This window comes from Kribbella sp. NPDC051587 (assembly GCF_044453945.1).
Classification (GTDB): Bacteria; Actinomycetota; Actinomycetes; order Propionibacteriales; family Kribbellaceae; genus Kribbella.
The window spans coordinates 133,624-157,328 of record NZ_JBITDE010000002.1 but is presented as its reverse complement, the minus strand read 5'-3'; the positions used below and the strand labels follow the sequence as shown (position 1 = coordinate 157,328).

Annotated in this window: 17 protein-coding genes; 8 read left to right on the top strand and 9 right to left on the bottom strand. The window is 68.0% G+C overall.

The window, feature by feature from the left end:
* Nucleotides 1-3 precede the first annotated feature (3 nt).
* Together ACIA49_RS06855 and ACIA49_RS06850 are read right to left on the bottom strand one after the other, a co-directional pair.
* On the bottom strand, nt 4-1,449 hold the full coding sequence (locus tag ACIA49_RS06855; protein ID WP_396376169.1) for a hypothetical protein: 1,446 nt from the start codon (nt 1,447-1,449) through the stop codon (nt 4-6).
* 10 nt (nt 1,450-1,459) lie between these two features.
* Nucleotides 1,460-3,001 carry an MFS transporter gene (locus ACIA49_RS06850; RefSeq protein ID WP_396376168.1) on the bottom strand — a complete coding sequence of 514 codons (1,542 nt, stop codon included), beginning with the start codon at nt 2,999-3,001 and terminating at the stop codon, nt 1,460-1,462.
* Nucleotides 3,002-3,103: 102 nt separating this feature from the next.
* Between ACIA49_RS06850 and ACIA49_RS06845 the strand changes: the two genes are divergently transcribed.
* The 3 genes from ACIA49_RS06845 (at nt 3,104) to ACIA49_RS06835 (ending at nt 5,409) form a co-directional block, all read left to right on the top strand.
* Entirely contained in the window at nt 3,104-3,535 is a 432-nt protein-coding gene (locus ACIA49_RS06845; protein WP_396376167.1) for a MarR family winged helix-turn-helix transcriptional regulator, read from the top strand.
* 10 nt (nt 3,536-3,545) lie between these two features.
* Entirely contained in the window at nt 3,546-4,697 is a 1,152-nt protein-coding gene (locus ACIA49_RS06840) for a pyridoxal phosphate-dependent aminotransferase (protein WP_396376166.1), read from the top strand.
* A 112-nt stretch (nt 4,698-4,809) separates the two neighbouring features.
* Entirely contained in the window at nt 4,810-5,409 is a 600-nt protein-coding gene (locus ACIA49_RS06835) for a nuclear transport factor 2 family protein (RefSeq protein ID WP_396376165.1), read from the top strand.
* Here the strand turns inward: ACIA49_RS06835 and ACIA49_RS06830 are convergent.
* The 3 genes from ACIA49_RS06830 to clpB are packed head-to-tail and all read right to left on the bottom strand — an operon-like array spanning nt 5,406 to nt 8,740.
* Entirely contained in the window at nt 5,406-5,756 is a 351-nt protein-coding gene (locus ACIA49_RS06830) for an ArsC/Spx/MgsR family protein (protein ID WP_396376164.1), read from the bottom strand. The genes ACIA49_RS06835 and ACIA49_RS06830 overlap by 4 nt on opposite strands.
* Entirely contained in the window at nt 5,756-6,151 is a 396-nt protein-coding gene (locus ACIA49_RS06825) for a hypothetical protein (protein WP_396376163.1), read from the bottom strand. The genes ACIA49_RS06830 and ACIA49_RS06825 overlap by 1 nt, the downstream gene beginning before the upstream one ends.
* A 9-nt stretch (nt 6,152-6,160) precedes the next feature.
* The gene (gene clpB, locus ACIA49_RS06820) at nt 6,161-8,740 is read right to left on the bottom strand and encodes an ATP-dependent chaperone ClpB (RefSeq protein ID WP_396376162.1); all 2,580 of its coding nucleotides are present in this window, start codon (nt 8,738-8,740) and stop codon (nt 6,161-6,163) included.
* A gap of 193 nt (nt 8,741-8,933) precedes the next feature.
* Here clpB and ACIA49_RS06815 point away from each other — a divergent pair, with 193 nt between their 5' ends.
* Nucleotides 8,934-12,596, top strand: coding sequence for a S8 family serine peptidase (locus ACIA49_RS06815; RefSeq protein ID WP_396376161.1), 3,663 nt, complete (start codon nt 8,934-8,936; stop codon nt 12,594-12,596).
* A gap of 101 nt (nt 12,597-12,697) precedes the next feature.
* Nucleotides 12,698-16,324: a S8 family peptidase gene (locus ACIA49_RS06810; protein ID WP_396376160.1), complete on the top strand. Its 3,627-nt coding sequence runs from the start codon at nt 12,698-12,700 to the stop codon at nt 16,322-16,324.
* 36 nt (nt 16,325-16,360) lie between these two features.
* Here ACIA49_RS06810 and ACIA49_RS06805 read toward each other — a convergent pair whose 3' ends face one another.
* Nucleotides 16,361-16,747, bottom strand: coding sequence for a winged helix-turn-helix transcriptional regulator (locus tag ACIA49_RS06805; RefSeq protein WP_396376159.1), 387 nt, complete (start codon nt 16,745-16,747; stop codon nt 16,361-16,363).
* A 94-nt stretch (nt 16,748-16,841) separates the two neighbouring features.
* Here ACIA49_RS06805 and ACIA49_RS06800 point away from each other — a divergent pair, with 94 nt between their 5' ends.
* Nucleotides 16,842-17,231: a RidA family protein gene (locus ACIA49_RS06800; RefSeq protein ID WP_396376158.1), complete on the top strand. Its 390-nt coding sequence runs from the start codon at nt 16,842-16,844 to the stop codon at nt 17,229-17,231.
* A 107-nt stretch (nt 17,232-17,338) separates the two neighbouring features.
* On the opposite strand, the gene ACIA49_RS06795 is transcribed toward ACIA49_RS06800, so the two are convergent.
* The 3 genes from ACIA49_RS06795 to ACIA49_RS06785 all read right to left on the bottom strand — a co-directional run bounded on the left by ACIA49_RS06795 (nt 17,339) and on the right by ACIA49_RS06785 (nt 21,176).
* Nucleotides 17,339-18,562 (bottom strand): hypothetical protein, encoded by a 1,224-nt coding sequence (locus ACIA49_RS06795; protein WP_396376157.1) that lies wholly within the window; start codon nt 18,560-18,562, stop codon nt 17,339-17,341.
* Nucleotides 18,563-18,636: 74 nt separating this feature from the next.
* Entirely contained in the window at nt 18,637-19,323 is a 687-nt protein-coding gene (locus tag ACIA49_RS06790; protein WP_396376156.1) for a response regulator, read from the bottom strand.
* A complete protein-coding gene (locus ACIA49_RS06785) occupies nt 19,296-21,176 on the bottom strand; it encodes a sensor histidine kinase (RefSeq protein ID WP_396376155.1) in 1,881 nt (626 codons plus the stop codon). The genes ACIA49_RS06790 and ACIA49_RS06785 overlap by 28 nt, the downstream gene beginning before the upstream one ends.
* A 143-nt stretch (nt 21,177-21,319) precedes the next feature.
* Here ACIA49_RS06785 and ACIA49_RS06780 point away from each other — a divergent pair, with 143 nt between their 5' ends.
* Both ACIA49_RS06780 and ACIA49_RS06775 read left to right on the top strand, forming a co-directional pair.
* On the top strand, nt 21,320-22,540 hold the full coding sequence (locus ACIA49_RS06780; protein WP_396376154.1) for a glycosyltransferase 87 family protein: 1,221 nt from the start codon (nt 21,320-21,322) through the stop codon (nt 22,538-22,540).
* The gene (locus ACIA49_RS06775; RefSeq protein WP_396376153.1) at nt 22,537-23,688 is read left to right on the top strand and encodes a glycosyltransferase 87 family protein; all 1,152 of its coding nucleotides are present in this window, start codon (nt 22,537-22,539) and stop codon (nt 23,686-23,688) included. Before ACIA49_RS06780 ends, ACIA49_RS06775 begins: the two co-directional genes overlap by 4 nt.
* Nucleotides 23,689-23,705 lie beyond the last annotated feature (17 nt).

Below are 23,705 nucleotides of genomic sequence, written 5' to 3'. Positions count from 1 at the left end.
GAACTAAGACAACACGGTGATGACCTGACTGTTGGAGTCACGGCCGTCGAAGCCGGTGACCGAGACGGTGACGTTGTTACCCGCCACCACCGCATCCGGTAGGACAGCGTTGATCTGGGTCGGAGACTCGTACCACCACGAGCCTCCGGCCCGGATCGCGGTGAACTTGCCGTTCTGCTTGATCCAGACGACATTGCCGGTCTTGGAGAAGTTGGCGCCGAAGATCGAGATCACGTCGTGGCGATGGATCACCGGCTTGAACGTCTGACCGTTCACCACGCCGCCGTTGTTGATCGCGGCACAGACCCCGGACGGCGCTGTCGCCGTACCGGTCGCGTAGAGATTCGCCAACGTCTGACCGCCAAGCGAAGGTGAGCCGTCACGCTTGTAGGCGCCATAGCCAAGGAAGAGTTCGCCGCTCGCCGGGTCGTTGTCCATCGTCTGCCACGCGATCCCGTACGACGCACCCCAGGCCTCGATCGCCTCGATGGTCTTCTGGATCCGAACCGCGGCAACACATTCGCCCATCACATCACGCGCCGTACCGAACTCTCCAACAACGAAGTTCGCGTGGGTGATCGCGGGACGAGCACCCACGACCGCGTTGTACGCCGTACTGAGGTCGGCGCTCAACCGCGCAGCCACCGCGTCCGTGCCGACCGTGCTCGGGTCCTGTGACTGCCAGGCTGAGTACGAGTAAAAATCAGCCTCGACCTTGGGTGCGACGTAGCTGATCACGCACTTGTTGTCCGTGGCGTTGCAGGCCGCTCCGGTATCGAGCCGCTTGACCGCGTTGAACTCGAGCCCGGAGTAGACCTGGCTGGTAGAAGTGACGGCCTTGCGCGCGTCGGCGACCCCGCTCACGCGCGCCTTGATCCAGTCCGTATAACCGGACCAGGCCGTCGTGTTCGTCGACGGGAAGGCTTGGAGCGCGTTGTCGCCCTCCCAGTTGAGGAAGACGAACTTCTTGCCCTGATAGGTCTGCAGCAGATACCGCGCCAAGGCCGCAGTCTCGTCATGCGTCGCCTGCCCCTCGGCCGCCGAGAACCCGTCGCTCCAACTCCCCTGCAGATCACCGGCCGAGTAGACCGTCAGGAAGTAGGTGGAGAGCCGCGAGTCGGAGAACACAGTCCGGTACGCCGGTTGCTGGGCTATCGCCGTCAGCGTCGTCGCTGCGTTGTTCACCTGGTAGCTGTCCGCTGCCGTCAGCGCGATGCGGACAGTCCGGGTGCCGAGTCGCGCGGCAGTATCGGTACCCCAGGTCAGCCGGTCGATGCCCGCCGGCTTGGCCACGGTGTTCGAGCTCCAGTGGTACAACCCGATCCGGTCATGCTGAGCAGCCGGTACGTCGGATTGCGCCGCGGCAACGTGGTTCCCGGAGCGCACGCCGGCGGTGACCCCGCCGGCGACGAGCAACCCGCAGACAACTCCCAGCAAGACCTTGTGCATGACCCAGACCCTAGGGACGTACCGGTTCAGCCACCTGCTCTTCCGAGGTGGACGCGCTCGGGCTTCGGCGAGAGCCGAAGGCAACGATCAGGACGACCGCTCCCGCCAGGGTGAAGCCCGCAGCAACCAGTGCGGCCGTGTGCATCGCGTGGAGGAACGCGTCGTTCGCGAGCGGCACCAACTGCGGACGGCCGGACGCGGCCGCGAAGTGCCGGGTCGCCTCGGCGGATTCGCCCACCGCGTCGGGCAGCCCGACCACGGATGGCGCGATCGCGTGTTGGTACGTCGACGAGACGATCGTGCCGATCACGGCGACCCCGAGCACGCTGCCGACCTGCCGCATCGCGTTGCTGACTGCGGATCCGGCGCCGATCCGGTCCATCGGCAGGGTCGCGACCACACCCGCGGTGGTCGGTGCGACGGCAGCCCCGATCGCGAGACCGGCGGTCGCACCGACGATGCAGAACCACACCAACGAGGTGTCGACGGTATAGGTCAGGTTCAGGACGAGGCAGAGCGTGAACGCGGCCAACGCCGTACCGGAGACGCGGGCGATCCCGAACCGGGCGGCCAGCCGAGCACCGAGCGGCGAGCCCAGTACGACGCCTGTTGCCCCCGGCAACGTTAGTAGTCCGGCATGCAGCGGGCTGAAGCCGCGGGCGCCTTGGAGGTAGAAGGTTTGGTAGAACGCCTGGCCGGTGATCGTCAGGAACAGCGCGCCAAGAGCGACATTGCCGGCCGCGAAATGGCGGTTGCGGAACAACCGGGGGTCGAAGCTCGGGTCGTGTTCGCGTGCCTCGGCGTACAGGAAGGCGGCGATCAGGACGAGGCCGGCCGCGATACTTGCCCAGACTTGCCAGCGACTCCAGCCACCTTGGTGACCGCCTTCGATCAGGCCGTAGGACAGTCCGAGCAGACCGAGGGTGGACAGGCCCAGGCCGAGTGGGTCGAGGCGGCGGCGTTGCGGGCTGCGCGGGTTCGGCAGCACGAGAGCAGCGCCGACGAGCGCGACGGCGACCAGCGGCAGGTTGATGAGGAAGACCGAGCCCCACCAGAACCGGCTGAGCAGCAGACCGCCGAGGACGGGACCGGCCGCGACGCCGACACCGGCTGCGGATGACCAGACGGCGATCGCGCCGGCTCGCCGTTCGGGGGCGAAGGTGCTCCCGAGGATTGCCATCGAGGTCGGCATGATCAGCGCGCCACCGAGGCCCATGGTGGCGCGGGCGAGGACGAGCGTGGTCGGACCGGTCGCCCAGGCGGCCCACGCGGACGAGGCGCCGAAGACGACCAGGCCGATCATCAGCACGGTCCGGTGACCGTAGCGGTCGCCGAGCGCGCCGGCGGCGAAGAGTGCGGTCGCGAAGAGCAGTGAGTAGATCCCGATCGCCCACTGGAGCTGACCGGGGGTTGCACCGAGCCCGTCAACGGGGTCGGCGAGGCGTTCGAGGGCGATGCCGAGGACCGTCGAGTCGATCCAGATGAGCAAGGCGGAGAGGACGAGCACGGCGAGCACCCGGCCGGGACGGGCGGGGAATGGCGGTTGAGACACCACGTCTCCTATGATTGACAGGACCCTGACGAGGTTTCAGTCTGCGGCGATTGACAGGTTCCTGTCAATCGTTATTTCCGCATGTTCGGCAGAATGAGGAGCATGAGTGGTCCGGACGACAGCTTCGGTGTGACGTTCCTGGTGCGGCACGCCTGGCTCTCCATGCGCTCGGCCGTCGCCGTCGCACTGGCCGAGCACGGCCTGTCCGTGCAGCAGTACGGCGCCCTGATGGTGCTGACCCATCACCCCGGCTTCACCGTCGCCGACATCGGGCGCATGGTCGGTACGGCGCGACAATCCGCCAACGAGCTGATCACCGGGCTCGAGAAGGCCGGACTGGCCGAACGCCGCCCGCACCCGCAGGACCGTCGTACCCAGCAGGTGTTCCTCACCCCGGCCGGCGAACACCGCCTCGCGACCGCGGCCCCCGCCGTACTGGAGGTCGAGGCCGAACTGGAGGCGTCCTTCACCGCGTCGGATCGCGCCACGGCCCGCGACTGGCTCGCCCAGATGGTGCGCAACGCGAACGGTTAAGGTCGGAGGTATGCGCGGACACGCTGAGCGGTTGAACGGGCTGGGCACCACGATCTTCGCCGAGATGTCGGCCCTCGCGGTCGCGACCGGATCGGTCAACCTCGGGCAGGGGTTCCCCGATACCGACGGTCCCGACTCGCTGCTCGAGGACGCGATCGCCGCGATCCGCGCCGGCGCGAACCAATACCCGCCCGGCCGCGGCATCCCCGCGCTGCGGCAGGCGATCGTCGACCACCAGAAGCGGTTCTACGACCTGTCCTACGACCCGGACACGCAGGTCCTGGTCACCACCGGCGCCACCGAGGCGATCGCCGCCGCCCTGCTCGCCTTCGTCGAACCCGGTGACGAGGTGATCGCCCTCGAGCCGTACTACGACTCGTACGCCGCCGGCATCGCCTTCGCCGGTGGCCGGCGAGTCCCCGTGACGCTGCGCGCACCGTCGTACCGGCTCGACCTCGACGAACTCCGCGCCGCCGTCACCCCGCGCACCAAGGTGCTGCTGATCAACACCCCGCACAACCCGACCGGCACCGTCCTCACCGACGCCGAACTCCGCGGCATCCGGGACATGGCCGTCGAACACGACCTCGTCGTCATCACCGACGAGGTCTACGAACATCTCGTGTACGACGACTTCCGGCACATCCCGTTGGCGACGTACGACGGCATGGCCGACCGCACGGTCTCCATCGGCAGCGCCGGCAAGACCTTCTCCGTCACCGGCTGGAAGATCGGCTGGGTCACCGGCTCCCCCGACGTGGTCACCGCGGTCACCACCGCCAAACAGTTCCTCACCTACGTCTCCGGCTCACCCTTCCAGCCCGCCGTCGCCAATGCGCTTGCCCTAGGCAACGACTACTTCGACGGCGTCCGGTCCACTCTCCAGTCCCGCCGCGACCTCCTCGCCGACGGCCTCGCCGACCTCGGCTTCGAGGTCCACCGCCCCGCCGGCACCTACTTCATCACCACCGACATCCGCCCCCTCGGCCACACCGACGGCATCGACTTCTGCCGCCTCCTCCCCGAACGCACCGGCGTCGTCGCCATCCCCACCCAAGTCTTCTACGACAACAAAGACGTCGGCCGCCCCCTGGTCCGCTGGGCCTTCTGCAAGAAGGAAGAACTCCTCCAAGAAGCCCTCACCCGCCTCCAAAAGCTCTGAGTCCCTGATCGTCCTCGTCAGCAGTACCGCTACTCTTCGCCTCAGCCACGATGGCATCGCCGGGGAGGGGGATGCCATCGCCTGACCATCGACAGAGGACAAGGACACAGACATGAGGACTCGTACCCTCCCAGCCGCTCTCCTGATCGGCGCCCTGGTGCTAGCTGCAGGCGTCGTACAGCTCACCACGTCGCGCCCTGCGGATGCCCAGGCCCAGACGGTGAAGCCCGGCGCGTACGACGTTGCCGCCCTCAACGATCTCGAGGCGATCAAACAGCTCAAGGCGCGCTACTGCCGTCTCCTCGACACCAAGCAGTGGGGTGCGTGGCGCCAGGTGTTCACCGACGACTTCGTCAGCGACACCTCCGACGCGGGCGGCAAGGTCGTGACGGGTGGCGACGAATTCGTCGCGTTCGTCCGGCAGCAGATCGGTCAGCCGTCGCAGACCACCGTGCACCAGGTGCAAGCGCCCGAGATCACGTTGACCTCGGCCACGACGGCGACCGGAATCTGGGCGCTCGAGGACACCGTCGACCTCACCCCCGCGATCGGCATGCACGGAGCCGGGCACTATCACGAGACCTACGTGAAGATCGACGGCCAGTGGCGGATCAAGACCTCGAAACTGACCCGGCTCCGCCAGGAGATCATCACGCCTGCCACGACCATCCCCGACCTGAAGAAGGCACTGGCGAAGGGCAGGCGCGGCTAGCCCAGGAAGCGGGCCAGCGTCTCCGGGTCTCGTACGACGGCGGTGGTGGCGTCGTCGGCGGTGATGATCGGGCGTTGGATGAGGATCGGGTCGGCGACCATCGCGTTGATCCAGTCGGCGCGGTGGTCGTCGTCGCGGGGGAGATCGTGCAGGGCCACCGCCGCGGGTTCGTTGTGGCGGACGACGTGCCAGGGGTCGAGGTTGAGGCGGGTTAGTACGGCGTCCAGTTCGGCGGCCGAAGGTGGGTCGTCGAGGTAGCGGCGGACGGTGTAGGAGACGCCGGCCTCGTCGAGGGCTGCTGTGGCCGCGCGACATTTGGAGCAGGCGGGGTTGATCCAGATCTCCATCAGCGGCGGAACCAGGCCTTCGTCGAGGGGCGGAGCATGAGGAAGAGCAGTCCGGCATGCAGGACCAGGCCGAGCAGGCCGGTGGGGATGCTCAACAGGCCGCCGACGATCCCCAGGGTGGCGACCCCGATGATCAGGTACCGCGCCCACGGCCGACCGGCCCGTAGCGACAGTGCCGGGACGATGTAGAGGATGGCGCCGACCCAGGCGACCACGACCACCACCGCCGCGGAGCCCTTGTCGCCCATGACGATCTCGGACACCCCCTCACCGGCCGAGGTGAGTGCCATCAGACCGACCAGGAAGTAGAGAACGCCGAAGCCGAGTACTACGACGGTCGCCACCGTGACTTGCCGCGGTGGTTCGCTCTGTCGGTAGTACTCGGCCCCGGTCACCTCTTGATCCTAGGCGGTGACTTCCAGCGCGTCCTTGGACTCGTTCAGCGTGACCCGGACGGTTTCGCCGTCGCGGATGCTGCCGTTCAGCAGGCCGCGGGCGAGTTCGTCGCCGATCGCGGACTGCACCAGGCGACGCAGCGGACGCGCGCCGTAGACCGGGTCGTAGCCGGTCAGGGCCAGCCACTCCATGGCGCCTTCGTCGACGTCCAGGGTGATCCGGCGGTCGGTCAGGCGGCGCTGGAGGGCGCTGATCTGGAGCGCGACGATCTTCGTCAGCTCCTCACTGCCGAGCGCGTCGAACAGCACGATCTCGTCGAGCCGGTTGATGAACTCCGGCTTGAACGACTGCCGCACCACGGCCATCACCTGGTCGCGCTTGACCTTCTCGTCCAGCGACATGTCGGCCAGGTACGCCGACCCCAGGTTGCTGGTCAGGATCAGGATCACGTTGCGGAAGTCGACCGTGCGGCCCTGACCATCGGTCAGGCGGCCGTCGTCGAGCACCTGCAGCAGGATGTCGAAGACCTCCGGGTGCGCCTTCTCGACCTCGTCGAGCAGGATCACCGAGTACGGACGCCGGCGTACCGCTTCGGTCAGTTGACCGCCCTCTTCGTAGCCGACGTAGCCGGGAGGTGCACCGACGAGCCGCGAGACGCTGTGCTTCTCGCTGTACTCGGACATGTCGATGCGAACCATCGCCCGCTCGTCGTCGAACAGGAAGTCGGCCAACGCCTTCGCCAGCTCGGTCTTACCGACACCCGTCGGCCCGAGGAACAGGAACGAACCAGTCGGCCGGTCCGGGTCGGAGATGCCCGCCCGCGCCCGCCGTACGGCGTCACTCACCGCCTTCACGGCTTCCTTCTGACCGATCAGGCGGTGACCGAGCTCGTCCTCCATCCGGAGCAGCTTGCCGGTCTCACCTTCGAGCAGCCGGCCGGTCGGGATCCCGGTCCACATCGCGATCACCTCGGCGATCTCGGTGGGTCCGACCTCCTCGCCGACCATCGCGTCCGGACCGTCGGTCACCTGCGGCTCGGCGTCGGCCTCCTCGAGCTCCTTGGTCAGCTCGGGGATCTCGCCGTACAGGATCCGGGCCGCGGTCCCGAGGTCGCCGTCGCGCTGGGCGCGCTCGGCCTGGCCGCGCAGCTCGTCGATGCGCTCCTTGATCTCACCGACCCGGTTCAGGCCGGACTTCTCCCGCTCCCAGCGAGCCTCGAGTGCGCGCAACTCCTCCTCGCGGTCGGCGAGGTCGGCGCGCAGCCGCTCCAGCCGCTCCTGCGACGAGGCGTCCTCCTCGCGGGAGAGCGCGAGCTCCTCCATCTTCAGCCGGTCCACGGTACGGCGCAGTGAGTCGATCTCGACCGGGGACGAGTCGATCTCCATCCGCAGCCGGGATGCAGCCTCGTCGACCAGGTCGATCGCCTTGTCGGGCAGCTGGCGACCGCTGATGTAGCGGCTCGACAGGGTCGCGGCCGCAACCAGCGCGCTGTCGGAGATGGCCACCTTGTGGTGCGCCTCGTACCGCTCCTTCAGCCCACGCAGGATCGCGATCGAGTCCTCGACCGACGGCTCACCGACGAAGACCTGCTGGAAGCGGCGCTCCAGCGCCGGGTCCTTCTCGATCCGCGTCCGGTACTCGTCGAGCGTGGTCGCACCGATCATCCGGAGCTCACCGCGCGCCAGCATCGGCTTCAGCATGTTGCCGGCGTCCATCGCGCCCTCGCCGGACGCACCGGCGCCGACGACGGTGTGCAGCTCGTCGATGAAGGTGATGACCTGACCGTCGGATTCCTTGATCTCGGTCAGCACCGCCTTCAGCCGCTCCTCGAACTCACCGCGGTACTTCGCCCCCGCGACCATCGCCCCGAGGTCGAGGCTGATCAGCCGCCGGCCGCGCAGCGACTCGGGCACGTCACCGGCCACGATCCGCTGGGCCAGCCCCTCGACGACGGCGGTCTTGCCGACGCCGGGCTCACCGATCAGCACCGGGTTGTTCTTGGTACGGCGGGACAGCACCTGGACGACGCGCCGGATCTCGGAGTCACGCCCGATCACCGGGTCGAGCTTTCCGTCGCGAGCACGCTCGGTGAGGTCGACGCCGTACTTCTCCAGCGTCTTGGTGGTGCCCTCAGCCTCCGGCGAGGTGATCCGCCGGTTGCCGCGCATCTGGTCGAACGCCTGCAGCAACGCCTCCGGGGTCACCCCGAGCGCCGTCTTGGCAGGTCCGTCGACGGTCGCCAGCGCGATCAGCAGGTGCTCGGTGGAGACGAACTCGTCCCCGAGCCCAAGAGCCCGCTGCTCAGCCTGGTTCAGTACCTCACCGGTCTTCGGCGACAGGCTCGGCGCCTGCACGCTCCCGCCGCTCGCCTTCGGCAGCCGCGCGACCTGCTCGGCAACCCGAGCCCGTACGGCGTCCGCCGAGCCACCGGCGGCCTCGAGCAGACCGATCGTGGTCCCCTCGGGCTGCGCGAACAGCGCGGACAGCAGGTGAATCGGTTCCACGGTCGGGTTGCCCGCCGCGGAGGTCTGACGGATGGCGACCGACAGCGTTTCGCGGGCCAGCGTCGTCAACCGCTGAACATCCATGGAGTTCCAGCCTTTCAAGTCCAGACAACAACAGTCTCTAGGTACAACCTAACCAAAGTTGAGTCCATTCCACTCAACTCTACAAATTTCCAGGGTCGAGTCAGGGTTCGGCCGGACCCGAACTGCCAACCTCCGGCCCGTTCGCTCCGTACCAGTCGACGACAGCAGTCCGCCTGGTCCAGGAGGAACCCCCTTGCCATCCCACCGCTGGCTCACCCCGCTCGTGGGCCTCAGCCTGGCGCTCGCCACCCCGGCCGCCGCCGCTCCACCGAGGCCGCCCACGACCGCCCCGCCCACCACGATCACGCTGATCACCGGCGACCGCATCCAGGTCCAGACCGCGCCCGGCCAACGCGAGCACGTCACCTTCCAGCCCGGACCCGGGAGCGGCTCAACCGCCGCGATCACCAGCTACAAGAACGGTCACACGTACGTCGTCCCGACCGCCGCCGCGGCCGGCCTCGCCTCCGGGCGCCTCGACCGCGCCCTGTTCGACGTCACCACGCTACTCGCGGAGGGCGCCGACGACGCCCACTCCAAAACCCTGCCGGTGATCATCCGGTACGCCGGTGCTCCGCTCCGCCCAACTGCCCCCGGTACGACGGGATCCCGCTCGCTGACCAGCATCGGCGCACGTGCGACCCGCGTCCAGAAGAGCTCGGCGGCCACGTTCTGGAGCTCGCTGAAGTCTGCCCGAACCGCCGGTCCGGTCGAGCGGATCTCGCTGGACCATCGGGTCACCGCGAGCCTCGACCAGAGCGTCCCGCAGATCGGCGCGCCTGCGGCCTGGCAGCGTGGACTGACCGGCAAGGGCGTGAAGATCGCCGTACTCGACACCGGCATCGACCCGAACCACCCGGACCTCAAGGGCCGGATCGCCGCCGCCGAGGACTTCTCCGGCACCGGTGACGTGGTCGACCACTTCGGCCACGGCACGCACGTCGCGAGCATCGCGGCCGGCAACGGCGCGGCCTCGGGCGGCAAGTACAAGGGCGTCGCCCCGGACGCGACCCTGCTGAACGGCAAGGTGCTCGACGACGACGGCAACGGGTACGACTCCGGCATCATCGCCGGGATGGAGTGGGCCGCGGCCCAGGGCGCGTCGGTCGTCAACCTGAGCCTCGGCAGCCGGGAGCCGAGCGACGGCACCGACGACCTGTCCCAGGCGGTCGACCGACTCAGCCAGGACACCCTCTTTGTCGTTGCCGCTGGCAACTGTCCGTTCCCGGATCCCGCCACGATCGGCTCCCCCGGTGCCGCCGACGAGGCGCTGACCGTCGGTAACCTGCAGCGCGACGGCTCGGTGAACGACTCGTCCTGCCGAGGACCGCGGCTCGGCGACGGCGCCCTGAAGCCCGAGATCTCGGCGCCCGGCACCGACATCGTCGCCGCCCGCGCCGCCGGCACCAGCCTCGGTACGCCGGTCGACGACAACTACACAACACTCACCGGTACGTCGATGGCCACGCCGCATGTGGCCGGTACGGCGGCCCTGCTGGCCCAGGCGCATCCGGACTGGAAGAGCGCGGCACTGAAGACCCAACTCATCTCGACCGCCAACCCGCAACCCGGCAGCGAGGTCACCGCGCAGGGTGCCGGTCGTGTCGACGCCGACCAGGCGACCGCGGACGGCGTCACGGCCGACACCGCGAAACTCGAGCTGGGCAGGCTGAACTGGCCCTACCCGGCCGACGACGCAGTCACTCGAGACCTCACCTACCGCAACTCGTCCGCCACCCCGGTCACATTGAAGCTGACAGCCGATGTCGCAGGTCCCAAGCTCAGTACCGACCAACTCGTCGTACCGGCGCACGGCGAAGCCAAGGTGACTGTGACGGTCGATCGGGGCGCGGCCGGCCCGGGCAGCTTCTCCGGTCGGATCATCGCAACCGGCACCCAGCCCCTTGTCACACTCGTCGGCTGGACGGCTGAGCGCGAGCTCTACAACCTGACGATCAAGGGCATCCAGCACAACGGAGCTCCGGCGAACGGCGAGCTGGCGCTGAACCGCCTCGACAACATCGAGCAGCCCGATCTCGGCCCGTTCGGCCTCCGGATCGTCGACGGTACGGCGACCGTCCGCGTTCCCCCGGGCACGTACGACGCCTCGTCGGTGTTCTTCCAGGACGCGACCGACACCGCACCGCAGCGATTCGATCTGGTCGCGAGCGACGAGACCACGGTCGGCAAGGACACCACGATCACGCTCGACGCCCGTAAGACCACGCGGGTCGGCGTCAGCGCCCAGGGGCAGGCGGAGCTCGGGCATCGCGACGCGACGCTCACCTATGTCCGCAGCGTTCCGTCGATCGTCGTCCAGGAGAGCGGCGTGATCTCGGGCGCGACGAATGACGTCTTCGCCGCATCGCGGACGGCCAAGCCCACCATCGGGAGTGCCGAGTTCGCGTTCGGTACCCGGCTGGAGGTCTCGCCGTACCGGGCGTCTGTCGTCGGCGGGCCGGCCTTTCCTGTCCTCGACTACTTCACCGGTCCGCGCTTCACCGGCAAGCTGGAGCTGCCGGTTGTGGATGGCGGTCACGGCAGCCCGGCCGAGGTTGCCGGAAGCCGCGGCAAGCTCGTGCTGATCCGGAACGGCGAGGGTGACGACGTCAACGGCGTGGTGACCAAGAACGCCCAGGACGCCGGAGCCGCGGCGGTGATCCTCTTCAACCCGGACGTCGCCGGCGAAGGCGGGGCCGGCGAGTTCTGGCGCCTCGGTGACAACGGTGATCCCACGATCCCGGCAGCTCGCACGAGCCGCGCGAGCGCGGCAATGCTGCTCGACCGGCTGAAGACCGGCCCGGTCAGCATTCGGCTCACGGGCGTGGCAACTTCGCCGTACGTGTATGACCTGGGCATGCCGTGGCAGGGCCAGTTGCCGGCCAACCCGGTCGTCAGCGTGCGGCCCGATCAGCTGGCGAGGGTCGATGAGACGTTCGGCTCCCAGGTGGCCGGCGTACCGGTCTCTGAAGGTCGGTACGGCTACACGCCGTTGGGCGCTCGGCTCGGCGGCAGCAGCGTCAGCTCTCCTGGTCCGGTTCGGCAGACGGCGTACGTGCAGGCCAACCAGGTCAAGTGGGCAGGCACTGTCACGTACGACGCTGGGCTGTCCAACGCCGCGCTCGACAGCGTGCCGCGCACGTATCGCGCAGGCGAACACGTGCAGCACCGCTGGTTGACCGCGGTCGGGAACAGCTCGATCCCGGACGGCGACGTCGGCCGCGCGTCCTACGTCGGCCGGGATCGCGGCGGACTGGCGATCGGCCTCAGCACCTTCGGGCACGGCGCCGATCAGTACCTGCCCGCGTACGCCGGAGTCGGCGGCAGCGAACTGACCGTGACCCGCAACGGTGTCGAGGTGCTCAGCACCACCGACGCAGCTGGGTTCGTCGAGACGACGGCGGATGCGGCCGACTACACGATCGCGCTCAAGACCGGATTCGACGGAGACGTCTTCAGGTACTCGACCCATCAGGAGACCACCTGGACGTTCCGGTCCAAGGGCGGCGAGGACGAGAAGCGGATGCCGCTGGTGCTCGCGGATCTCGACGTACCGCAGTCGGATGCGCTGAACCAGGTCAAGGTCGGCAAGCCCATCGACCTCACGCTCGGCCTACGCCACCAGTTCGGATCCGGCAGTACGGCGAAGTTCGCCAAGCCGACGCTGGAGATCTCGTACGACGGGAGCACGTGGACCGCGCTCTCGTTGACCGGCTCCGGCTCCAAGTACTCGGCCACAGTGACGCATCCCGTCACCTCGGCCGGGAAATCACCCTCGCTGCGGCTCACCGCACGCGACGCCGACGGCAACAGCATCACCCAGCAGATCACCGCCGCCTACGGCCTGGCCCGCTGACCTTTCCACCACGATCGAAAGGCCGGGCCGGAGGCTTACCTCCGGCCCGGCTCGTGACGTCAATCCGCATGACATCGATTTCCGGTTCAGGAGGAACCCCTGTGCAACCGAAACGCTGGATCGTGCCTCTCGTCGGCCTCGGCCTGACGATCGGCACACCCGCCTTCGCAGGTCCCGCGGCCCGACCCGCCGCGCCCCAGCCCCCACCCACGCCCACCTCGATCACGCTGATCACCGGCGACCGGATCCAGGTGACGCAGTCGGCCGGCAAGCCGGCGAAGGTCGCCTTCATCCCTGGCCCGGGCAGCAGGTCCGATGCGGCCGCGACGACGTATTCGGCCGGCCACACGTACGTCGTACCGTCGGCTGCGGCCGCTGAGGTCGCGAGCGGCAAGCTCGACCGCAGCCTGTTCGACGTGACCACACTGATCGCCGAGCAGCGGGACGACGCGCATTCGGCGACGATGCCGGTCATCGTGCATTACGCCGGTTCCGCGGCCACGGCGAAGACCCGCGCGAAGCAGTCTGCGATCACGGGTGCGGCCGGCAGCCGGGCGCTGACCAGCATCGGCGCTCGCGCGGCCGCGGTCACCAAGACCAAGGCCGGCAGCTTCTGGGCCTCGGTGCACAACTCGACGATCTCGCGGGTGACGCTGGATCGGCGCGTGCAGGTGAAGCTTGACCAGAGCGTCCCGCAGATCGGCGCTCCCGCGGCCTGGCAGCGCGGCCTGACCGGCAAGGGCAGCAAGATCGCCATTTTGGACTCCGGGATCGACCCGACCCACCCGGACTTCGCCGGCCGGATCGCCGCCAACCAGAACTTCTCGGCCGCCGAGGACGCGGTCGACCACGCCGGTCACGGCACCCATGTCGCGAGCATCGCGGCCGGCGATGGCGCGGCCTCCGGTGGCAAGTACAAGGGTGTCGCCCCGGAGGCGACCCTGCTGAACGGCAAGGTGCTCGACGACAGCGGCGGCGGTGACTACTCGAGCATCATCGCCGGCATGGAGTGGGCTGCCACCCAGGGTGCCGACGTCGCCAACCTGAGCCTCGGCAGCTACGATCCGAGCGACGGGACCGACGATCTCTCGCTGGCCGTCAACCGGATCAGCGCCGAGACCGGCCTACTCTTCGTCGTTGCTGCAGGCAACTGTTTCCCGCCTGGCGCGGCCACCGTCACGGCCCCCGCGGCCGCAGACGATGCCCTTGCTGTCGGCAACCTTCAACGCGATGGCTCGGTGAGCCCCACCTCGTGCCACGGACCCCGCAAGGGTGACGGCGCGCTCAAGCCGGAGATCTCCGCGCCGGGTACCGACATCGTTGCCGCCCGTGCCGCCGGGACCGACATGGGTGAGCCGGTCGACGACCACTACACCACCCTCAGCGGTACATCGATGGCCACGCCGCACGTCGCCGGTACGGCGGCCCTCCTCGCGCAGGCGCATCCGGACTGGACGTTCCGCCAACTCCGCGAGCGGCTGATCTCCACGGCCGACCCGCAGCCCGGTAGCGGTCTCGACGAGCAGGGTGCGGGCCGGGTCGACGCCGACCAGGCCACTGACAACAGTGTGACTGTGGATGCGGGTGAGCTGGAGCTCGGCGTACTGCGTTGGCCGTACCCGGCCTCGGATCCGGTCAGCAAGGTGCTGACCTATCACAACCCGACGTCCGCTCCTGTCGTTCTGAAGCTGGCGGCCGACGTCAAGCTCAGTGCGTCCCAGGTGACTGTGCCTGCCAACGGGGACGCGTCCGTGACGGTCACGGTTGATCGGGCCGCGGGTGGCCCGGGACATTTCGACGGGCGGATCACCGCCACCGCTGAAGGTGCCGATCCGATCGTGACGACGTACGGATGGATGGCCGAAACCGAGCTGTACAACCTGACGATCAAGGGCATCACCAAGACCGGCGCGACGGCGAACGGCGACGTCGCGCTCAGCCGGCTCGACGGCAACCCGGTCCCGGGCGCGTTCATGACGAACGGCACGCTCACCCTGCGGGTCGCTCCGGGCAAGTACGAGGCGGCGGCGTTCTTCGCGACCGCGGCGACCGACGCTGCGCCGGTGCAGGAGTACGACTTCGCGGTCACTCCCGAGGTGAACGTCACCAAGGACATGACCGTCACGCTCGACGGGCGCGGCGGGCAGACGGTTCAGTTCGCGGCGGCTGGTCAGCCCGGCCTGACGAGTCGGGACCGGTCGATCGGTTATGTGCGCAAGAACGCGGCCGGCGAGTTCGTCGCGGGTACTGGGTACAGCTTCACGGGTGCCCCTCGGCTGGTCACGGCGGCTCCGTCGGCCAAGGTGACGACCGGTACGAGCGAGTTCAGTGCCGGGTCGCGGCTGGAGGTTCCGCCGTACCGGATCACGGCGGGGACGGAGGAGTTCGACGTACTGGACTTCTACTTCGGGCCGCGGTTCACCGGGGTGAAGGACCTGCAGGTTGCGTCGGGTCCGGCGGACTACCGCGGCAAGCTCGCGGTGATTGCGGCGCCGGACGACTTGTGGAGCGGTGATCTGATCAAGGCTGCGCAGGACGCCGGCGCTGCGGCCGCGGTGCTCTACAACCCGGATGTTGCCGGCAACAACGGTGTGTTCTCTTACTGGGCTGCGGCGGACGGGATCGGCGGCACTATCCCGTCGATGCGGACGTCGCGCACCAACGCCCAGCGCCTGCTCGCGTTTAAGGGCACCGTCCGTGTGACCGGTCAGGCCGCGACTCCGTTCGTCTACGACCTCATGGTCCCGTGGCCGAACCAGGTCCCGGCGAAGCCCAGCCTGACAGTGACCCCCAAGCAGCTCGCCCGGGTCGACGAAACCTTCCGCGCGCAGGTCGACGGCATGCCGACCTCCGAATCCCGGCACGGTGTGACGCCGTTCGGCACCGAGCTCGGTGGCTTCCTCGCCCCGACCTTCGCTACCCCGGCACGGCGCACGTCGTACATCCTCGGCGGCGACCAGATCCGCTGGTCGACCACCGTGGTCGCCAACAACGGTGGTGGCCAGGAGACGGCCATGTCGGGCAATGGCTCGCGCCTCTTCCGCGCCGGCGAGCGCACCACCGCTGACTGGATGACGTCCGTGCAGAACAGCGGCCTGTCGACCCGTCAATCAGACCTGTACGGCGTCCGCCGTACCGCCGACGGTTTGTATCTCGGCCTCAGCACCTTCCGCCACGGGCCCGATGAGGAGTCGGACTCCAACGCAACCAACGACAACGTCGTCCTGGCGCTGGAGCGCAACGGCACGGAGGTCGGAACCAACCAAGGGCCGTACCTGGTTGCGGACGTGCCCGCCGACAAGGCGTCGTACAAGGCGACGCTGGACGTCGGTCGGAGCACCGACTTCTGGAAGTACTCAACCAACGTCCATTCCGAGTGGACGTTCCACTCGGCCGGCGGTGCGGACGAGGTGATGCCACTGGTGCTGGCCGATCTCGACGTACCGGCACTCGACCTCCTCAACCGCGTCCCGTCCGGCAAGCCCACCGAGCTCTGCCTCGGCCTCCGCCACCAAGTCGGCGCGGCCACCGCGAAGTTCACCGACGTCCGACTGGAGTCCTCAGTCGACGGGACCCACTGGACCCGCCTGCCGCTGACGCCGACGAGTGACGGCCACTACAAGACCACACTGACGGTCAAGCAGTCCCCGTCGCTGCGGATCACCGCAACCGATGCCAAGGGCAACAGCCTGAAGCAGCAGATCACGGCGGCTTACGGCGTGAAGTAGGGAGTGGAGGGGGATGGCACACGCCGTCCCCCTCCATCACTCGTCGAAGCTCGCGCGAGCCGTTTCGATGTGGTCGAAGTACTTGTGGGTCCAGGCGCACATGCTGTCGACGGTCGCCCGCAGCCCCTGACCTGCCGCGGTGAGGGTGTACTCGACCTTGGGTGGGACGGTCGGATAGACCGTGCGCTCGACCAGGCCGTTGCGTTCGAGCATGCGCAGATTCTGGGTGAGCATCTTGTGGCTGATGCCGCCGACGCGATTGCGGAGGTCGCTGAAGCGGCGCGTCTCGTCGCCGAGCGTCTCGATGATCAGGAACGCCCACTTGTTCGCCACGTCGGAGAAGATCTCCCGCGCCAGCGAATCCGCGCGGCCGAGATCAGCCTGTTCCGCCGCCGACAGGCCGATGACCTGCTTGGTTCCCATCAGGTTCCCCCGTCACCGAAAAGTGCCTTCTTCCGTACCGCCTCACACTCTCCTACGGTTCCTGAGTAACCACAAGAGACCACGAGAGGTCATCATGGCCATCACACTGATCAATCCCGACGGACTCCCGGCGGTCGACGTGTACCAGCAGGTCGCGATCGCCACCGGCACACGTCTCGTCTTCATCGCCGGCCAGGTCGCCTGGAACGCCCCGGCCGACCTGGCCGCTCAGGTCGAAGAGGCCTACCTCAATGTCGGTACGGCGCTCGCCGCGGCGGGCGGCACGTTCGCCGACGTCACCCGCTTGACCTTCTACGTCGTCGACTGGACACCGGACCAAATGCCCGCGCTCCTGGAAGGAATCACCCGCGCCACCACCAAACTCGGAACTACCGCGACCCCGCCCGCAACCCTGATCGGAGTCGCGGCGCTCGACGTACCCGAGCACCTGGTCGAGATCGAGGCGACCGCAGTCCTCGACTAGCGGACGCCCGGCACTCACCAACTGCCTTCTGGGCAGGTCCGAACCAGGCGGCTGAGCGTGAAGTCGGGGGGCGTGGACGAGTTGGTGAGTGGCTGGGGTCCGCGTCTTCAGCGTTGGTAGGCGCCGGAGTCCCAGGCGGACAGGCCGGTGAGGGACTTACCGGCCAGGTCTTCGTCGTAGCCGGACCTCTCCGCACGACCGATGGCCGGGCTGCCGGCCTTGAGGCGGAGGTCCAGAGCGCTTGTGTACAAGGGATCCGCCTTCACCGAGCGCGCACCCAGGGTGAATTGGTAGACCGCACCCTGGTAGACGCCGCGGTCCTCGTCGGCGGCGTCGGCGGGGTTGTGGGTGTCGAAGGAGTCGTCGTAGCCGACCTTCTTGCCGACTTTGACGATGTTGTTGCGCAGCTTGAGGATGCCGGGGCCGCAGCCTTGGTCGCAGCTCCAGCCGTCGCCGTTCGGCAGGTTGACCGAGTTGTTGAGGGCCAGCGTCCGGCGTACGGGACCGATGTGGCTCTTCGCGCCGCGGGTGATCAGGAAGGTGCCGGAGGGCTTCGTCGAGGTGACCGAGTTGTAGGCGAAGACGTTGTCGTCCGCGGTCTGGCCTTCCTCGTGGCCGAGTTCGGTGAAGCTGTCGTTGTCGGCGGTCTTGTTGTACTCGATGAAGTTCCGGTCGCCGTTGAAGATCTCGACCGCGGCACCGTCGTACCCGTAGTCGTGGCTGGTGTGGAAGCTGCCACTGATCGTGTTGTGCCGGATCTTGTTGTCGTCACCGTGCACGAGGATCCCGAACGCACCCGAGTCGTCGTCGGGCAGGTTGTCGTCGTCGACGCTCATCTTGTTGTTGTCGACGATGGTGCTCCAGCGGATCTCGTTGTCGTGCGACTCATCGGTGATCGAGACGCCGGTGACGTTGTTGTCGGCCTGGATGGTGTCGAGCACGATGTTGCTGCCGGTCAGTTCGAACCCGGCCCATTCGCAGCCGCTGGCGCGGAGATCACCGATGAAGACGTTCGCGCCGGTGACGTGCACACAGTTCGTCACCGGGCCGCCGATCTTCGGCAGGGCGCCGGTGCCGTAGGCACCGACGGTGACTCCGTTCCATTTCACGGTCAGCGTTCCGGTCCAGGAACCACCGCGCTTGAACATGATCTGGTCACCGGCGGAGAAGTTCGCGGCGTTGACCTTGGCGAGGCTCTTCCAGGCCGTGGCAGGGCTGGTCCCGGCGGCGGAATCATTGCCCGCCGCAGCGTCTACGTAGTGGATCGGCGGCGGGTCAGCAGCCGGTACGACGAGGAGGGAGGTGGTCAGGAGGGCGGCAAGTGTGAACACGTCAACAAGCTTCAGTCGCTCGTTCAGCACCCGTCAACGACTCACGATGTCCACTTCTCACCGTTGTCCACTAATCACCGCTGACCGGCCGTCACCAGCCCAGCGTCGTACGCCAGGATGACTGCCTGGACGCGATCCCGCAGCCCGAGCTTGGTGAGCATCCGGCTGACATGCGTCTTCACTGTGTGCTCGGTCAGGTGTAGTTCGTCCGCGACCTCGGCATTCGAGTTGCCCTTGGCAACCAGTACGAGGACCTCGCGCTCCCGGGCAGTCAGTACGTCGAGCCGCTCCGCCACCGCCGGATCCAACTGGGTATCGGCGAACCGGTCGATCAGCCGCCGAGTCACTGGTGGAGCCAGCAGCGCATCCCCCGCCGCGATCACCCGGACCGCGTTGATCAGCTCATCCCGCGACGACCGCTTCAGCAGGAACCCACTCGCCCCGGCACGCAGAGCGTCGTACACGTATTCATCGAGATCGAAGGTGGTCAGGATCAGTACCCGCGGGCCGCCGGCCAATCTCCGCGTCGCCTCGAGCCCGTCCATCACCGGCATCCGCACATCCATCAGGACAACGGCCAGGTCCAGGATCGCCCCAGCCTGCCGAACCGCGTCCGCACCATCGACCGCCTGCGCGACCACCTCGATATCCGGCTGCCCGTCCAGGATCATCGCGATCCCGTCGCGCACCAGATCCTGGTCGTCAACCACCATCACCTTGATCGGCCGATCGTTCACCTGCGGCCCCCGACCGGGATCCACGCGTCCACAGTCGTCCCGGAGCCCGGCGTACTACGGATGTCCAACGTGCCGCCCTCGATCCGAACCCGCTCACGCATGCCGGCCAGACCGTGCCGGTTCCCACGACGCGCTGCGGCGACATCGAACCCGACTCCGTCGTCGGTCACCTCGACCCGCACGCCTGTCTCCTCGCTCCGCACCGCCACCCGGACCCCGGTCGCCTTCGCGTGCTTGATCACGTTGGTGAGCGCCTCCTGCACCAGCCGGTACGCCGTCAGCTGCTGACCCTCCGGCGGTCCGTCGAGATCACCCTCCAGGTCGAGCTCGATCGGCAGGTGGTCCTTGGACACGTCCGCGACCAACTGTGACAGATCGGAGAGTCCCGGCTGGGGAGCAAGTTGCGGATCGGCGATCCCCGCCTCGTCGCGCAACGTCGACAGCAACCGGTCCAGCTCGCTCAACGCCCGCCGCCCGGTGTCCCCGATCCGCTGAAACCCAGCCAGTACGTCGGTTTCGCCGCGCCGAACGAGGTCCGGACCGGTCTCGGCCTGGATCACCATCAGGTTGACGGCATGTGCGACCACATCATGCAGATCGCGCGCGATGATCGACCGCTCGGTGAGCACGACCTGCTCGGCCTCGAGCTCCTCAGCCGCCTGCTCCAGCTCCGTCTCACGCGCTGCCGCCGCCCGGTTCCGCCGATACTGCCGCACGCCCAGCGCCGCAAGGATCGGCACGAGCAGAACGAGCGAAGCAGCGATCGGCCAGACCTTGGCCGCGATGCCGTCGTACGTCGAGTTGTGCAGCACGCCGGCCCAGGTGGCGTCCCAGCCCCGGCGCTTGATCTCCGGGAAGATCAACTGCAGGTACCTGACCCGCATCACTCGGGTGATGACCGGCAGCACCACGAGCACACCGATTGCCACCGGCAACGTCCAGCGCAGGCTCCGGGACCGCTTCGGCGAGACGACCAGCCAGTACAACGCCAGACCGAACGCGAGGTAGAGGCTGAAGACCGGCTGGAACGACTGCCAGTTGGCGATCAGGCTCGCCACGGCCAGCAGCGCGACCGGGACCACCGGCCAGCGCCTGCGCACCGCGAGAGAGAGCGCGGCGGCAGCAACGCCGTACGGCATCCAGCTCGGCGCACTCCACCAGGCGCCCTTGAAGATCTCCTGCCCTAGCTCGGTCAGGATCAGGCCGGCGGCGGCAACCGCCAGCAAGAAGTCCCGTACCTCGGTCGTCTCCGGACCGCTCAGGAACGTGCGGAGGTCTGCCCACCGCTGCCAGGCGTACGGCGCCTCGGCACGGCTCCGGCGTCGTACCACCGCGAACACCAGGGCCAGGACGACGATCCCCACCGAAAACCACCACAGCCATCGATTGAAATAGATCGTCTCCCAGGCATCGTGCGTCATCCCGGGGGAGTTCACGGCGAGCGGCGCCTCGGCTCTCCCGATGTCCGCGTAGGCGCCCGGATAGAGGGCGGTCACGAGCGAGAATCTCTTCAGCTCCAGCAGGACAGGTGCCGCGGCGGACAGGATCACCACAGCGGCGACGGTCAGCACCCGGCAGCGACCCGCCAGGGACCACAGTGCGAGGACGAGACCGCCGTACAGGAACCAGGGCGGTTGACCGACCAGCACGGCCAGGTACGCACCGAGGATCAGGCCCGGCACGGCCACCGTCGGCTCGACCCGGCGGATCGCGATCAGTACCGGCAACACCATCAGGACCATGCGGAGCCAGAGCCACGCGAACGGCCAGCCGGGAGTCTGCGGATCGGCCGCGTACCACTCCAGGCTGACCATCGCGATCGCCGCGAGGCCCGCATCCAGCCACAGCGCGCGCTGCTCGATCCCGAGGTGCTTCACCGCTCCATTGTGGCGTCGGAGCGACCCGGAGGCCGTCACTCTCAGGAGTGAGTCTTTGGTGTCACGGCTGGTACTGCGCGGTGAGCAGGGACCAGTCCTGGCGGTGATGTGTGGGTGGGGGTCCGGCCGGGATCGTCGAAAGCATGACGATCAGTCCGGTTCGCCCCACCACTGAAGGGGCCGTCGGCAACCTTGTCGGCCGCCGTCCGGTGCTCTTCCTGAGCGCAGCCGCGGCCGCCTTCGTGGCGCTGTGCGTCGCGCTCTGGCCACCGACGAAGGACCCGTACGACCTCCAGGTGTACGTCGTTGCCGCGCGTGCCGTCCTGAACGGCCAGGACGTCTACACGGCGCACGCAGGCGATCCGATCCTGCTCGGGTTCACCTACCCGCCGTTCGCCGCGCTGCTCTTCGCGCCGCTCGGGGCGGTCAGCGCCGAGGTCGGGCGGTTGGTGATGAGCGTGCTGTCAGCCGTGGCCCTGCTGGTCATCGGCTCGATCACGGTGCGCGCGCTCAAGCCGCACTGGTCGACGCATCGGATGGTTGCCGTCGGCATCGCCCTCGGAGCAGCCGGGCTCGCGCTCGAGCCGGTGCGGATGACGTTCCACTACGGCCAGATCAATCTGATGCTGCTGGCGATCCTGATGATCGATCTGTTCGGTTACCTACCGCGCCGCTTCCGTGGGGTGCTGATCGGTGTTGCCACCGGCATCAAACTGACGCCCGGCATCTTCATCGTCTACCTGCTGGTGACGCGTCGCTACCGCGAGGCGGCAACGGCCGCCGCGGCGACCACGGCCACGATGCTGATCGGCTTCCTGGCGATGCCCGACGCGGCGTGGAAGTTCTGGACCACCTACATCCTTGACCCCACCCGCCCCGGCTCGAGCACGTTGGTCTCGAACCAGGCCTGGCGGGGCGTCATCGACCGGCTTTCCGGTGGTCCGCAGGGACTGGGTCCGGTCTGGATCATCGCAGTCGCCTCCACAGTGGTCCTCGGCTTCGTCACGGTACGACGTTTCTACGATCGCGGCCGGCTGCTGGAATCCGTCCTCCTGACGGCCGCCATCGGCCTGCTCGTCTCCCCGATCTCCTGGACCGCGCACTGGGTTTGGGCGCTCCCCGCCTGCGCACTGCTGTGGACACGAGTGTTCTCGGCCGGTGAGACCTGGATGCGCGCGCGGTACCGGATCGCCCTCGCGGCGCTCACCACCGTCACCTTCGGGATCGGGCTGCCCTGGCTGGCGCCGTACATGGACGATCGCGAACTGCACCACCACGGATTCCAGCTCTATCTCGGCAACTCCTACGCGATCTGCGCGGCCGTCCTGCTGCTCGCGGCGGCCAAGGTCTCGAAGGAATCATGAACCGGCAACGCCTGGTGGTGCTGGCGGCAACAATGCTGCCGGTGCTGTGCCTCCTGCTCTGGCACCCGTGGTCGGCAACGATGGACGACCTCGGCGTGTACTACGCGGGCGCCCGTGGGCTCGTCAACGGCGAGGACATCTATCAGGCACACGTGAAGTACTACCCGGAGATGGGGCTCGGCTTCACCTACCCGCCGTTCGCCGCCATGGTTTTCGCGCCGTTCGCCATCGGCCTGCCGTTCGCCCGGACCCTGATCACCGTGGCCTCGGCCCTTGCCCTGCTGGTGATCGGCTGGGTGATCACGAAGAAACTTCGCTGGCAACCGGCGGCCGGCGTCCTGTTCATCTTCGCCACCTTGCTGATCGAGCCAGTGCAGTCGACGTTCCGGCTCGGCCAGATCAACCTTGTCCTCCTGGCCTTACTCATGGTCGATCTCCTCGGCGTGCTCCCACCGCGGTACCGCGGAATCCTGATCGGCGTTGCCACCGGCATCAAACTGACGCCGGGCATCTTCATCGTCTTCCTGCTGATCACCAAGCGATACCGCGAGGCTCTGGTCGCGAGCGTGACCACGGCTCTCACCCTGGTAGTCGCACTCCTGGTGGCGCCGAAGGCAACCATCGACTTCTGGACGAAGTACATCTTCGATCCGGGCCGGGTCGGTCCGCCGCACTACATCAGCAATCAGTCGATCCGCGGCGCCTTCCTCCGTTTCACCGGCGGATCCGCACCGCTTTGGTTGCTGCTGGCAATCATCGTCGGCGTCGCCGGCCTGTACGTCGCACGTCGGCTGCACGAGCGTGGTCTGGGTTTCGAGGCCGTCGTCGTGACCGCGTTCACCGGCCTGGCCGTCTCGCCGGTCTCGTGGATGAACCATTGGGTCTGGGCGATCCCCGCGGCGGCACTCGCCTGGCAGCACCGCGGCCGGCTCTTCTCGTTGTCCACAGGGTTGTCCACCGTGTGGATCGCGGTGTTCCTGTTCGCGCTGCCGCGCTGGTTGCCGTTCGGCGGCGACCGGGAGTTCGACTACAGCGCGGGCCAGACCATCGCCGCCGACTCCTACCTGCTCTGCGCGCTCGCTTTGATCGGCCACGGCTTCCGGCTGGCCCGTCAGCCGCTACCGCGGCAAGTAGGCGCCGACAGATGACGAGCCTCGACCCCTGT

Coding starts and splice junctions, on each gene's coding strand:
- ACIA49_RS06855 (WP_396376169.1), bottom strand. CDS start 1,449: ATGCACAAGGTCTTGCTGGGAGTTGTCTGCGGGTTGCTCGTCGCCGGC.
- ACIA49_RS06845 (WP_396376167.1), top strand. CDS start 3,104: ATGAGTGGTCCGGACGACAGCTTCGGTGTGACGTTCCTGGTGCGGCAC.
- ACIA49_RS06840 (WP_396376166.1), top strand. CDS start 3,546: ATGCGCGGACACGCTGAGCGGTTGAACGGGCTGGGCACCACGATCTTC.
- ACIA49_RS06835 (WP_396376165.1), top strand. CDS start 4,810: ATGAGGACTCGTACCCTCCCAGCCGCTCTCCTGATCGGCGCCCTGGTG.
- ACIA49_RS06830 (WP_396376164.1), bottom strand. CDS start 5,756: ATGGAGATCTGGATCAACCCCGCCTGCTCCAAATGTCGCGCGGCCACA.
- clpB (WP_396376162.1), bottom strand. CDS start 8,740: ATGGATGTTCAGCGGTTGACGACGCTGGCCCGCGAAACGCTGTCGGTC.
- ACIA49_RS06805 (WP_396376159.1), bottom strand. CDS start 16,747: ATGGGAACCAAGCAGGTCATCGGCCTGTCGGCGGCGGAACAGGCTGAT.
- ACIA49_RS06800 (WP_396376158.1), top strand. CDS start 16,842: ATGGCCATCACACTGATCAATCCCGACGGACTCCCGGCGGTCGACGTG.
- ACIA49_RS06780 (WP_396376154.1), top strand. CDS start 21,320: ATGACGATCAGTCCGGTTCGCCCCACCACTGAAGGGGCCGTCGGCAAC.
- ACIA49_RS06775 (WP_396376153.1), top strand. CDS start 22,537: ATGAACCGGCAACGCCTGGTGGTGCTGGCGGCAACAATGCTGCCGGTG.